Source organism: Vibrio qinghaiensis, assembly GCF_002257545.1.
GTDB classification, from domain to species: domain Bacteria; phylum Pseudomonadota; class Gammaproteobacteria; order Enterobacterales; family Vibrionaceae; genus Vibrio; species Vibrio ordalii.
The window spans coordinates 507,917-521,006 of the sequence record NZ_CP022742.1 but is presented as its reverse complement, the minus strand read 5'-3'; the positions used below and the strand labels follow the sequence as shown (position 1 = coordinate 521,006).

Sequence of the window (13,090 nt, the reverse complement as noted above, 5' to 3'; positions counted from 1 at the left end):
TTATACTGAATGGGTATATCAACAATTTTGATGAATCGATACGGATCAATTGGGGGTAACGTTTACCAATGCGGATTTCACCAGCATTAGCCTTAAACATAAATTAACAAGTTGAGGATTTAGAGCGCGTTTTAACAGTTGCGCTATCGCTCAACGTTGGCTGGTTAGATCGTTGATGCAACCACATACCACTTGTTTTCATCGCAAAGCCAAAAATGCCACCGAATAAAAGTGATGGAATAACCAGTTGCCAATCACCACCCGCAGCAAAAGTGGCACAAGCGCCAATAAAGGTTCCAGGAATATAACCAAGCCATGCTTTCGACGCTTGAATGCACATTAAAAATGCCACCACAGCGGTGACAGCGTAACCCAAGATATCCAAGCTCACCAAACTGGATGAATGAATAATGACCATTGCCCAAAAAACGCCACTGATATTCGTTATCAAACTTTCTGCAAGACCTCTAATACCTTCGGTTGGAGAGGCAAAATAACTGGTACATCCTAAAAAGCCAGCCCATGATAGTAAGCCTAACGAAACGGCTATCCAGCCCCAAACACCAGAAAGAATGCCTGTCGTTAGTGAAATCGCAAATAGTGTGCTCATAGCGCCCTCATTTAGCCGCTATCTGCCTGCCATTTGACAAGCCGTTGTTATAGCGACATCAATAAATCAAGTGCCGATATTAAAAGCTTCAACCACGGATGACTAGTGACCCAAGTCATGAAATAAATGCAATGACTATACCTATTTCATTGAAATGTTGACGCAAACGATAAATCAACACATTTAAAGTGCTTTTTAATCGAGCATGAGCGTTAGATTAGGTGATGAGGGTGTGTGACATGATACTAAATGCGAACACTCAATAGCTTCACTTATCACACCCCATATTGAGAAGTAACAAAGTAAACCATAACCAAAATTAACAAGGTTAAAGTACGCTTGGTCGTCCTTTCATCATGCGCAGTCCTTCACGTTTAATGCACTCAACCAACGGGTTTTCAGCCATTTCTGCTCGCCAAATAAACGACAAGGTTCTTTCCATATTCAGATCAGGCACATTGAGCGCTACCAGTTGGCCATTCTCAATAAAGCGTTCTACATCGAGATAAGGTAAACAAGTTAAGTACGGACCATTCGCAACCATACTGCGTAGCACAGGGACATGTTCGTACTCTCGCCACACATCTAAATCGGAAATAAGATGGTGAATCGAGCTATCAAAAATATTGCGAGTGCCAGAACCGTGTTCTCTTAACACCCATTTGGCCTGTTCAAGCTGTGCAAGGCTCACTGTTTTACATTTGGCAAAAGGATGATGAGCCGAAGCTATCACCGTTAGGTGATCTCGACACCACACTTCTTGGGAAATACGGTTATCATCGCATCGACCTTCAATGATACCAAGGTCATATTTGTAGTCGAGGATGCCATCGATCACCCCTTTGGTGCTTTTCACACCAAGCTCAATACGCATCTCTGGGAAATCGTTATCAAGAATGCTGATAAGGTCTGGAACGAGGTGCTCAGCAGGGGTCTGGCTCGCCCCCATACTGATTTCACCGCTAAGCAAGTGCTGATCATAAAAGCCCATTTCGATCTGCTGAGCATCTTGCAATAAACGCTTCGCTTTCGGCCTAAGCCACATTCCCCAATGAGTCAATGCCATCTGCTTTCCTTGTCTTTCAAACAAAGGGCGACCTAACATTTTTTCCAATTGTGCCAGCGACATACTGGTCGCGGATTGAGTTAACGCTAATTTATCCGCAGCTTGACTGACGCTGCCACTATCGGCAACAGCATCGAAAACTGCTAATTGTTTGAGTGAATACCGCACTGCTTTTCCTATTTCGCTTTCATCTACTGCGCGCCACACCTTTAATTTCAAGGGAGTTAATATGCGCAAACGGTTTCATTCTACTCTTTCATTTATTCATATCAATTCATTTGATGGGTAATCTAAAAATTATCAATTTTACTACTTCATGATCCGTTCGTTAGTCTGTATCGGAAGCAAGGCATGACGCTTTGCTTGAACTGGGAGGTAATTATGAAATTGAGCTTTGGGAGCCTGTATGTCAACAGCCTACTCTGAAAATAAACAGCTATTCTCACCGATTGAGATGATGGCAGAAGCCGAGAAATTCGCCTTAAGCAAAGCCAAGAAAAGTAGCGGTATGACGCTAAGCCTTGCCATTATGGCGGGTGCTTTTATTGGCTTAGCATTTTTGTTCTACATCACGGTCACCACAGGCAGTGCTAACGCAGGTTGGGGGCTCAGTCGGTTAGCGGGTGGTTTAGCCTTTAGCATGGGGCTGATTTTAATCGTGATTTGTGGCGGTGAACTGTTCACCAGTTCCGTATTGTCGAGCATTTCTTGGGCCAATAAACAAATCAGCTTTAGCAAAATGTTATCCATTTGGGGCAAGGTTTATATCGGTAACTTCATTGGCGCCATGTTCTTACTGCTTTTGGTTACTGGGGCTGGTCTCTATCAGTTGGATGATGGTCAATGGGGTTTGAATGCGCTGAACATTGCGCAGCACAAACTGCACCATACACCTGTTCAAGCATTCTCTCTTGGGGTGCTATGTAACTTACTGGTTTGTCTTGCTATTTGGTTAACGTTCAGCTCTGCCAATGCAATGACCAAAGCCGCAATGACAATTTTGCCTGTGGCGATGTTCGTCTCTAGCGGCTTCGAGCACTGCGTAGCCAACATGTTTATGGTCCCTTTAGGCATTGTGATTCAAAACTTTGCACCAGAGAGCTTCTGGCAACAGGTCGGTATCAGTGCCACTCATTACGCAGATTTGAACATTCATCAATTTGTGACGGCAAACCTTATCCCAGTGACCTTGGGCAATATTGTCGGCGGTGCTGTGTTGGTTGGGCTCGCCAACTGGTCTATTTTTCGCCGTCCACAACTTAAAGCCGCAAACATTAGCACTATTACGGAAACAGCAACAATTACGTCAGTGAAGGAAACGAAAATGAATAAAACAATTACCGTTAAAGACATTATGAACACCCAACCTGTAACTCTAGGCGTTGAAATGCCAACCGCAATTGCCATTGATATGTTGCTGGATAACCAGCTCGATAGTGCTCCTGTGGTTGATGTGGCTGGCCGCCTAGTCGGATTTTTCTCAGCTCACGATGTCATGGTGGATTTATGGTGCCAAGACTACCTCCCTACTGAAGGGCAAAAAGTGGTGGATCTTATGAGCCGCGATGTTATCGCCATCGATGCATCTGATCGTCTGATTGATATTGCCGAGTTTTTATGTATCGATAAAGAACAGCTATACCCTACCTCGAGCATGGGTATTGCTACTCGTTTTAGCTCACTCTCTTTAGAAGAGCGCGCAAAAAGCATGAAAGTGAACAAACCACAAAATCTCCCGGTCCTTGAAGATGGCAAGTTTGTCGGTATGCTAACTCGTAACCATGTACTGGCAGCACTACGTCCAATTTATGGCGAGCGTCTAAGCGTGGTCAAAGAGCGTACGTTAGAAACGGCTTAACACATTGTTTTGTTCAAAACGGTTTTTGGTCAGGAAATAAGTCGCTTGGCTAAAAAGCAAAGACCCCGCATTGCGGGGTCTCTTTGATTCATCTATTTCGCTTGTTACTATCCCTGACGCCACCAGCGTCCGACGCACGGGTTTTCAGGATCAAGATATCGATTCAATAACGTTAAGTTGCTGTCGAACAAAATGAGATAAGGTTGAATCTCACTGACACTTAACGCCCCCTTTGTGGCATTGATACACTGCATCAATAAATCCGTAAGACAGCGAACAAAAGCCCACTTTGGGTTGCCTGCGATTTTATGGTTGATCGCTAAAATAGCCTCACATGCTATTTGGTAAGGAATGGCTCTCACTTGCGTGAGATCGCGCAAAAATGAGCCCGCCACAACACCTTCAAGGTAGACGCGGTAAGTCGTTAATTGATCGGCCAATAGAAACAGCTCCGCGGCTAAATGCGTATAAGGGTATTTCACCGCGAGGTGATCGTACAGATCCGATGAAATCGCCAGCGTGATCCCTATCATTTCACAGCGTTGTTTAAGCACTCGCAGTAACCCTTGTTCATCCATTAATTGCTGAATTTCAAAAATACGCTGCAAGTGATAGTCGTTAGAAATGAAAGTGACAGGTAATATTTTTTGCGTGTCAATACCACCGTTTTTATGCAGCTCTAACGCGACGTTTTCGATATTTTCCACTGTGCTGGTCGAGTGTTCTTCCAGCAAAATGCGGTTATTCAAAAGTGACACATTGAGCCGAGCAAGCTCCGATTGAAGGTAATGATACATAGCCTTCGCTTCAGAAATCTGTTGCCCTAGCGTGAGCCCACCGCATAAAGCAATGACACTATGAACGATGTCATGACGTTGTAACGCCTTAACGAGGCCATCAACACGGCTGCGCCCTTCTAATGTTAATTGCTGATCAACAAGTCGTTTACCTAATACGATATAAAGATGCTCGGCTACCATCGTTATTTCTCACTCTCTATTCCAGCGGGGGAATAATGTCATACAAGGCCACACACACTCAATAGCCACACCAAAATGTTCGAGCTATGGTTGATGTAGACGATTGTTCGAAATATCCCATCGAAAGAGCACCTAAGTGGTTTGTCGATAAAACCATATAGCGTAAAATAATGTAAATGATAGTTATTATCATTGATTCGTTTAAGTAGTCAGTTTAAGGTTACGCTAACAAAAGAAAAATGGCCGTTGTAGACAACATGAAAAAAGAAACAGAACCTAAAAGAGCTTTCTATCCGCTCACAGTAGTAGCAACTCAACAGATTTCCCCTTCTATGCAGCGCATAACATTACAGGGTAACTCAATTGCGCACTTTGGTGCGGAAAGTGAGGGTGATTATATTAAGCTGTTGTTTAATCAGAGTGGTACTACTGATTTATCTCGCTTATCACCTGATCAGCGCCCAATAATGCGCACTTATACCATTCGAAGCTTTGATGGGACCAACAACCGCATTGAAATCGATTTTGTACGGCATGAGGCGGAAGATAAGCAGTGCGGATTTGCAGTCAGATGGGCGATGCATACGGCCATTGGTGATACGATTTCAATTGCCGGCCCCGGTAAAGCTCAAGGGTTGAATCCCAATGGGAAATGGTTTTTCTTAGCCGCTGACATGACCGCGATCCCTGCTCTTGCAGCTCAATTAAAACGCTTACCGCGTGATGCAAAAGGTTATGCAGTAATTGAAATTGAGCATGTGGATGACAAACAGGCACTACAGGCTCCGGAGAACATAGAGATCTCTTGGGTAGTGAAAGACAGCAGCACCAATTTGGCAACTTCGGTTATCGAGAAAAATTGGCTAGGTGAGAATGGCTCGGTATGGTGTGCGTGTGAATTTGATACCATGCGCGCGCTAAGAGAGTATTTTCGCAATGAAAAAGAGATAGCCAAAGACAATATTTATATCAGCAGCTACTGGAAACGTGGCGTCAGTGAAGATGGGCATAAACAGCTCAAACAGACGGATGCACAAACCCAGTCATAAACAGCAATAACACAGTAAAAAGGTGACTTAATAGGAGGTCGCCTTTTCATTGAATGCGCTCAATTTTCAACGGTTCTAGCTTTAATGGACCTAGCTTTAACGGACCTAGTTTCAACGGACATAGCCTCAGCCCTCAGCGGGCCACGGTTAGCTTGGCTAACGACTCAATACAAATCGCGTCATGTCGCCAGTATTCGATGCCACAATCGATCAGTTCACCCTGTTGATTATAATTAATGCGCTCAACGACCATCGCCGGAGTGCCTGATGTAGCGCGTAGCGCTTGCGCCATATGACCAAGCAAAGAGCTAGTGGTAATTCGATAACGGACTGTTTGATACTCCACGGCAAAATGGTCGCGATAAATATCCGTCAGTGATTGAGACAAATCGAAAGTCAGCAAGTTGGGAAACAATTCAGGGCGCACGTAATTCGTCACATAGACCACGGGGCGATCTTCTAAATAACGCACACGATCAATTTGGTAAACATCCGAAAACGGCTTCAATCCCAATAAGAGCGATGCTTGTTTATTGGCTAATAGCGCTTTTGCCATCATCAGTTCCGTTTTTGGTACTCGGTTTTGTGCTAAAGCCATGTTGGTGAAATTCAGAGTTTGGGTTGGGTCGTAACGTATCGGCTCGGGAGAAATAAACCAACCTCGCCGATCTTCTCGGTAGATCTTGCCATCCGCTTCCAACAGAGACAAAGCCTCACGCAGGGTAACGCGTGTGGTATTAAACGACTCTGCAAGTTTTCGTTCAGAAGGTAATTTTTGACGAGGGGCAAGCATGCCAGCATCGATTTGTTCAACAATCACATCTTTAATTTTTACGTACTGCACAACATTTACTCCCAGCCTAAATACGTGCATGCCAAATTCATAACAAACTGATACCGTATTATTTGCATTCTATGTCGAACAAGATTAATGTCATAGCCTGAATCGCAATAACATTGACGTTAATTTTTATACCGCCTAGCTTTTGGGCGGTATTTCTTTTTGGAGTATTAAAAATGTCAAACTTAGCACCTGTCTTAGTTTCAAGCCTTGATATGGACAGAATATCCGCATTACTGGATGGCATGCCTAAACTAACGCCAGAGTTAGAAAAGCTCGAGGCTGAGTTGGATAGAGCCACCATTGTCGCCCCACAAGAGATGCCAAATAATGTGGTGAGCATGAACTCGACTGTTCGTTTCAAATTTATTGACAGCGATGAAGTGATCGAAAAAAGTCTCGTGTACCCGCATGAAGTAAAAAGTAACGAAGACATTTCTATTTTTGCGCCCGTTGGTAGTGCGCTTTTAGGATTATCGGTAGGTCAACAGCTCAGTTGGCCAATGCCAGGTGGTAGAGAAAGAGTGATTGAGATTCTTGATGTGGTTTATCAACCTGAGCGTGACGGTGAATTCAACCGCTAACGAATCGCTTTGTTGGTGTGGAGGTCGATATCATCACTCCACACCCCAAGCCACATCATTGTAAATAATTATGCGACCAAAATATCTTTAAGCTCGTGCAATGAACGCACATGGTAGTGTGGCTCAATACCCTCAACAGCACTTGCGCCAGTAGAGTTTAGCCAACAGGTCTCAATACCAAAATTCAAGCCACCTAGAATATCGGAATGCGGGTTATCTCCTACCATCAATACACGATTTTTAGCAGGGTTGCCCATTTTGTCTAACGCGTAGGCAAAAATCCCGTGATCGGGTTTCGCTACACCAACCTCTTCTGAAATAATCACGTGCTCAAAGTATTCACTCATCCCCGTTCTTTGCAAACGAATCGCTTGAAGTTCGGTAAAACCATTAGTAATGATGCCAAGTTTCGCTCGACCTGTAAGGGCATCCAATAACTCTTTTGCTCCTGGTAGTGGAGTACAAATATCAGCCATGGCTTCAAGAAATGCGCTGTTTAATTCCGTGGTTGTCGTCGCGAGCTTTTCTGCCCACTCTGTAAAACGAGTATGCTTCAACTGCGCCGCCGTGATATCACCATTTTGGTAATCGACCCACAGTGGTTTATTCACTTCTTGGTACTGCGCAAAATCTTGTTCAGTAAACAACACTCCTTTTCGCTCAAACATCAGTTGCATACCTTTGAAAGCATCAAAATGAAACAAGGTCTCGTCAGCGTCAAATAAAATCCAGTCGTACTTCATGATCTCTCCTCATAATGTTCGGGCTAGTTTAGATTGTTTTTAGTTAAATGATAATCTCTATCAGAAGAAACTTTTAAAATTCAATGTGATAACGAATCTAATCGTCCCTGTAATAAAAAAGGCTCCAATGAGCCTTTTCTTATGCTTAATATTGTAAATTATGATGCTTTTTCAGCTTCGTTAACCATAGAAAGCGCCAATGCTTCGGCCGCTTTAATACCATCAATGCCTGCTGATAAAATCCCGCCCGCATAACCTGCACCTTCACCTGCCGGATAAAAGCCTTTCAGGTTGATGCTTTGGAAATCTTTACCCCGTTTAATGCAAATGGGTGATGACGTGCGAGTTTCTACTCCAGTTAACAAACCATCCTCAGAGGCAAATCCTTTGATCTGCTTATCAAACGCTGGGATCGCTTCACGAATGGCTTCAATAGCAAAATCAGGCAACGCTTTTGAAATATCTGTCAACTTGATGCCGGGTGTAAAAGAGGGTTCGACATCACCTAACGCACTCGGATCACGACCTTGTAAAAAGTCACCAATTTTTTGTGCTGGCGCATCGTAGTTTTCGCCGCCAAGTTGATAAGCTCTTGATTCAAGCTCACGTTGGAAGCGCACGCCCGCCAGCGGATCACCGGGATAATCACGTTCAGGATCAATACCCACCACAATCGCACTGTTAGCATTACGTTCTGCGCGAGAATATTGGCTCATGCCATTGGTCACAACGCGCCCCTCTTCAGAAGTAGCCGCCACTACCGTGCCACCGGGGCACATGCAGAAGCTATAAACAGTGCGGCCATTCTTACAGTGGTGAACCAATTTGTAGTCCGCCGCGCCAAGAATGGGGTTACCCGCATTCGAACCAAAACGCGCTTCATCAATCATTGATTGTTTATGTTCAATACGGAACCCTACTGAAAAGGGTTTGGCTTCCATATAAACGCCACGTTCATGCAACATTTCAAAGGTATCACGTGCGCTATGACCGACCGCAAGGACAACATGACGTGTTTTAATTTCTTCACCATTTGACAGCGTAAGCCCGGTAATTTGCCCTTCTTCGATGTGAATGTCATCAACACGAGTACTAAAACGAATTTCACCGCCTAATTCGATGATTTTGGCACGCATTTTTTCAATCATGGTCACCAATTTGAACGTGCCAATGTGCGGTTTGCTCACGTACATGATTTCAGCAGGTGCGCCCGCAGCGACAAATTCTGTAGTGACCTTACGACCATAGAAGTTAGGATCTTTCACTTGGCTATAGAGTTTTCCATCAGAAAAAGTTCCCGCTCCACCTTCGCCAAACTGCACGTTAGATTCAGTATTCAATGTACGTTTACGCCAAAAACCAAAGGTATCTTTGGTGCGTTCGCGCACTTCTTTACCACGCTCGACAATGATTGGGTTAAACCCCATTTGAGCAAGAATCAGTCCTGCGAATAGACCACAAGGGCCAAAGCCTATCACCACTGGGCGCTCAGTAAGATTCGCTGGCGCTTGAGCAACGAATTTGTACTCCATATCCGGCGTCACTTTCACATGCGGATCATCAGCAAACTGAGCAAGCAACTCTGTTTCATTCTCCACGCTCACATCTAGCGTGTAAATCAGCATGATTTTCGTTTTCTTACGAGCATCGTAGCCACGTTTAAACATATTGAATGAAAGAACTTGTTCATCAGCAATACCAAGTTTTTCAGTAATAGCAGCAAAAATTGCCCCTTCCTCGTGGTCCAAAGGAAGTTTAATTTCGGTTAAACGTATCATGTCGGTGTCTCGTTTTAGTCGGTGTCTTAGCCAAAGCCGCAAGCGGCCCGCTCACAATGGCGCGCATTTTACGGGAAATGGCGTTATCTGTCATACTAAATCCCGAATTCATCACACGTTACGCTAGATATTCATAGCGTTGGATGTTGAAATTTAACTTGGGATGCGTATTATCCCCATTCTTCATTTTTGACTAACTAAGAGCTGATCATCATGGCGTTTGTCGTAACGGATAATTGCATCCAATGTAAATTTACTGACTGTGTCGCGGTATGCCCTGCAGATGCCTTTCACGAAGGCCCCAATTTTATGGTGATCAACCCCATTGAATGCATTGATTGCGGTTTATGTGTTCCTGAATGTGCAGCTCAAGCTATCTTTCAAGAAGATGAACTCCCAGAAGATCAGAAGATTTACATCGAACTCAATGCTGAGCTTGCCGACATATGGCCGGTGCAAACCGAAGTCAAACCAGCCATGGATGATGCTGAAAAATGGAATGGCGTGCCAAACAAACTGGGGATGTTAGAGAAGTAGTCTTTTCTTCTTATAACTAGCGTTATAAAAAAAGCGCAAAAACGGCATCCGTTATCACGCTTTTTGACGACAATCCAAAGCAACAACTTTTAAGCTTTACTTATTGATCGAGTGATCTTGATTTGATCTAGTGATGTTGGCGGCGCAGGTTATCCAAAATAATACCCGTAGCCATTGCTACGTTAAGTGACTCAGCTCCCCCGAAGGCGGGAATGGTGATTTTGTCGGTGACATATTGAGCCGCTTCGGCACGAATACCATGCGATTCACTGCCCATCAATAAAATTCCTTCTGCTGCAAATTTCGTATGATGAACGTTCTCACCTTCTAAAAAAGCCCCATAAACAGGTAGATTTGAACTCTGTAAATAAGCACCCAAATCCACTTGGCTCACCGTAACACGCCCAAAGCTACCCATGGTGGCACTGATGGTCTTCGGATTGTATGGATCGGCGCAATCGTGGCTAGCGACAATCTGTTTAATGCCATACCAATCAGCAACACGGATAATCGTCCCTAAATTACCGGGGTCAGAAACACCATCGAGAGCGATCATCAATCCTTTCGCTTCAGGCACCGTCACTTCGGGGATCTCAACAACTGCGATTGCCGCATTATTGCTCACCAAAGTGCTGGCTTTGGTCAAGTCATCTAATGTGGCCTCAATGCATTCAAAAACACTAAGCTCAACGCGGTTTTGTGCGATAAACTCCGCAGTGGCAAAAACCTGCTTCACCGTCAGTTGGCTGTTAATCAATTCCAACACGTTCTTTTCGCCTTGCACTAAAAACAGGCCATGAGCCTTGCGCTGTTTCTTTTGGCCTAAAGCACGAAGTAGTTTCAGTTGGTTTTTTGAAATCATAAAATATCCGCAGTGAGGTAAGGTTGGCCTAGTAAAAACGCCGCATTATAGAGTAAAGGCCGTCAGAGCTAAAGCAGTGTAAGTCGAGTTTCAATACCATAGGTTCAGTGACTAACAAACAAGGAAATCCATATGAAACGTTTTCTTCCCTCTTCCGTTATGTTAATCCCCTTTGTCGTCAAGCATTATGATCAACAAGATAGTGATCAACTTGAAGATGAACATCATAAAGAGCCCTGCGACAATGCCACAAAAGAGAACGAAGAATCGAGCTAAAAGCTCAGACATTAGTTTATAATCCACTCATTAAATAACTTTACAACCCATTTTTTGACGTTATTATCGCGACGCAAACGTTTCCCCAACCCGTACAATACTAAATAATGAGGGTTTTATGCTGCCTGATATTGAAATTTGCCGCGCCACTTCATTAACCTCCATAGAGGCTATCGCTAACAAAGCAGGATTCACCGCCAGCGAATTCCACAGCCAAGGCCGCTTTAAGGCCAAAATTTCATTAAGTTGCCTTGAACGTTTGCAAACACAAACGGTTGGAAAGTTAATCCTTGTGACCGCCATTACCCCAACGCCATTAGGGGAAGGAAAAACCGTCACCACTATAGGCCTATCACAAGGAATGGCGAAATTGGGTCATTCGGTGATGGCATGTATTCGTCAACCCTCAATGGGACCAATCTTTGGTGTTAAGGGCGGAGCCGCTGGCGGCGGTTATTCACAAGTGGCACCAATGGAAGAGCTCAATTTGCATCTCACTGGCGATATCCACGCCGTCACAGCCGCGCATAACCTAGCGGCAGCGGCGATAGATGCCCGGATCTATCACGAACAGCGCCTTGGTTATGACGATTTCGAGCAACGCACCGCAATGAAAGCACTGCGTATCGACTCGAATAATGTGGTTTGGAAGCGAGTGATGGATCACAACGATCGCGCACTGCGCATGGTCACCGTTGGCCGAAATGAAACGGATAAATCAATCAATGGCTTTGAACGTGAAGACGGTTTTGATATTTCAGCGGCTTCTGAGCTAATGGCGATTCTTGCCTTAGCCAAAAACTTAAACGATCTGCGTCAACGGATTGGGCGGATTGTCGTCGCCTATAGCCACCATGGTGCACCGATTACCACCGAAGATTTGCAAGTCGCTGGGGCAATGGCCGTTAGTATGAAAGAGGCGATTGAGCCTACATTAATGCAAACGTTAGAAGGCGTACCGACACTGATTCACGCCGGACCTTTTGCCAATATCGCGCACGGCAACTCTTCTATTATCGCCGATGACATCGCCACAAGGTTAGCCGAATTTACTGTAACAGAGGGCGGCTTTGGCTCTGATATGGGATTTGAAAAGGCGTGCAATATTAAAGCCGCGACATCTGGGAAAGCGCCAGATTGCGCTGTTATCGTCACCACACTTCGCGGCTTAAAAGCGAACTCTGGTCTGTATGAATTGCGTCCCGGCCAGCCAGTTCCCGACACTCTATTTCAGCCAGACCATGCCGCGCTGGTGTCCGGTTTTGAAAATCTCAAATGGCATATTGAAAATGTGAGTAAGTATGGAATACCCGCCGTGGTTGCCATTAACCGCTTTCCACAAGACAGCCAAGAAGAGCTTGAGCAGCTCGCAATAATGATTCACGCACTACCCTATCAGGTGGAGGTTGCACTGAGTGACGGTTTTGCTCTTGGAGGCGAAGGGACGACTGAGCTTGCTTCCAAAGTCATTAAGCAGTGTCAAAAAGTGAGTACGTTCACACCGTTATACCAAGCACAGCAGACGATCGAAGATAAGATCAACGCTGTGGCGAAAAAGGGCTATGGCGCGGCAAGCGTCACTTTTAGTGATAAAGCACGACGTCAAATACACAACATGCAAGAGCAAGGCTACGGGAAGCTTGCTGTTTGTTTGGCAAAAACGCCGCTTTCGATTTCCACTAATGCAGTAATTAAAGGTGCACCAAAAGGTTTTGATGTACCGATTCGCGAATTAAAGCTCTGTGCGGGTGCTGGCTTTATCTACGCACTATGCGGCAACGTGATGACCATGCCGGGTCTTCCTGAAAAACCCGCCTTTATGAGTTTAGATATTGATTCTAATGGAAATATTATTGGCCTAAACTGAGATTATTATTCGAAATTAACCTTTCTGAGCACAAATCTT

At 44.6% G+C, this 13,090-nt stretch carries 13 protein-coding genes; 6 read left to right on the top strand and 7 right to left on the bottom strand.

Going from position 1 to position 13,090, the window contains the following annotated elements; all coding sequences use genetic code 11:
• Window positions 1-103: 103 nt before the first annotated feature.
• Both CCZ37_RS15605 and CCZ37_RS15600 read right to left on the bottom strand, forming a co-directional pair.
• Complete coding sequence (locus tag CCZ37_RS15605; RefSeq protein WP_010318504.1) at window positions 104-610, bottom strand: DUF1097 domain-containing protein; 507 nt, start codon at window positions 608-610, stop codon at window positions 104-106.
• A gap of 328 nt (window positions 611-938) precedes the next feature.
• Window positions 939-1,844 carry a LysR substrate-binding domain-containing protein gene (locus CCZ37_RS15600; protein ID WP_010318505.1) on the bottom strand — a complete coding sequence of 302 codons (906 nt, stop codon included), beginning with the start codon at window positions 1,842-1,844 and terminating at the stop codon, window positions 939-941.
• A gap of 238 nt (window positions 1,845-2,082) precedes the next feature.
• On the opposite strand from CCZ37_RS15600, the gene focA reads away from it, so the two are divergent.
• Window positions 2,083-3,534 (top strand): formate transporter FocA, encoded by a 1,452-nt coding sequence (gene focA, locus CCZ37_RS15595; protein ID WP_094501416.1) that lies wholly within the window; start codon window positions 2,083-2,085, stop codon window positions 3,532-3,534.
• A gap of 107 nt (window positions 3,535-3,641) precedes the next feature.
• Here the strand turns inward: focA and CCZ37_RS15590 are convergent, their stop codons facing one another.
• On the bottom strand, window positions 3,642-4,514 hold the full coding sequence (locus tag CCZ37_RS15590) for a YdcF family protein (RefSeq protein ID WP_094501414.1): 873 nt from the start codon (window positions 4,512-4,514) through the stop codon (window positions 3,642-3,644).
• Between the two features lie 257 nt (window positions 4,515-4,771).
• Here CCZ37_RS15590 and CCZ37_RS15585 point away from each other — a divergent pair, with 257 nt between their 5' ends.
• The gene (locus tag CCZ37_RS15585) at window positions 4,772-5,563 is read left to right on the top strand and encodes a siderophore-interacting protein (RefSeq protein ID WP_094502114.1); all 792 of its coding nucleotides are present in this window, start codon (window positions 4,772-4,774) and stop codon (window positions 5,561-5,563) included.
• 133 nt (window positions 5,564-5,696) lie between these two features.
• Here CCZ37_RS15585 and phnR read toward each other — a convergent pair whose 3' ends face one another.
• Window positions 5,697-6,407, bottom strand: a complete 711-nt coding sequence (gene phnR / locus CCZ37_RS15580) for a phosphonate utilization transcriptional regulator PhnR (protein ID WP_026027711.1) — start codon at window positions 6,405-6,407, stop codon at window positions 5,697-5,699.
• Window positions 6,408-6,580: 173 nt separating this feature from the next.
• Here phnR and rnk point away from each other — a divergent pair, with 173 nt between their 5' ends.
• Complete coding sequence (gene rnk, locus CCZ37_RS15575) at window positions 6,581-6,988, top strand: nucleoside diphosphate kinase regulator (protein WP_094501412.1); 408 nt, start codon at window positions 6,581-6,583, stop codon at window positions 6,986-6,988.
• A gap of 68 nt (window positions 6,989-7,056) precedes the next feature.
• Here rnk and yjjG read toward each other — a convergent pair whose 3' ends face one another.
• Both yjjG and CCZ37_RS15565 read right to left on the bottom strand, forming a co-directional pair.
• Window positions 7,057-7,731 carry a pyrimidine 5'-nucleotidase gene (gene yjjG / locus CCZ37_RS15570; RefSeq protein WP_094501410.1) on the bottom strand — a complete coding sequence of 225 codons (675 nt, stop codon included), beginning with the start codon at window positions 7,729-7,731 and terminating at the stop codon, window positions 7,057-7,059.
• A gap of 158 nt (window positions 7,732-7,889) precedes the next feature.
• Window positions 7,890-9,509, bottom strand: a complete 1,620-nt coding sequence (locus CCZ37_RS15565) for an NAD(P)/FAD-dependent oxidoreductase (protein WP_038171574.1) — start codon at window positions 9,507-9,509, stop codon at window positions 7,890-7,892.
• Between the two features lie 213 nt (window positions 9,510-9,722).
• On the opposite strand from CCZ37_RS15565, the gene fdxA reads away from it, so the two are divergent.
• Window positions 9,723-10,046 (top strand): ferredoxin FdxA, encoded by a 324-nt coding sequence (gene fdxA, locus CCZ37_RS15555; RefSeq protein ID WP_010318513.1) that lies wholly within the window; start codon window positions 9,723-9,725, stop codon window positions 10,044-10,046.
• A 127-nt stretch (window positions 10,047-10,173) separates the two neighbouring features.
• Here the strand turns inward: fdxA and CCZ37_RS15550 are convergent, their stop codons facing one another.
• The gene (locus tag CCZ37_RS15550; RefSeq protein WP_094501408.1) at window positions 10,174-10,908 is read right to left on the bottom strand and encodes an RNA methyltransferase; all 735 of its coding nucleotides are present in this window, start codon (window positions 10,906-10,908) and stop codon (window positions 10,174-10,176) included.
• 132 nt (window positions 10,909-11,040) lie between these two features.
• Here CCZ37_RS15550 and CCZ37_RS19075 point away from each other — a divergent pair, with 132 nt between their 5' ends.
• Together CCZ37_RS19075 and CCZ37_RS15545 are read left to right on the top strand one after the other, a co-directional pair.
• On the top strand, window positions 11,041-11,184 hold the full coding sequence (locus tag CCZ37_RS19075) for a hypothetical protein (RefSeq protein ID WP_167372451.1): 144 nt from the start codon (window positions 11,041-11,043) through the stop codon (window positions 11,182-11,184).
• Window positions 11,185-11,302: 118 nt separating this feature from the next.
• Window positions 11,303-13,051, top strand: a complete 1,749-nt coding sequence (locus tag CCZ37_RS15545) for a formate--tetrahydrofolate ligase (RefSeq protein WP_094501405.1) — start codon at window positions 11,303-11,305, stop codon at window positions 13,049-13,051.
• Window positions 13,052-13,090: the final 39 nt, after the last annotated feature.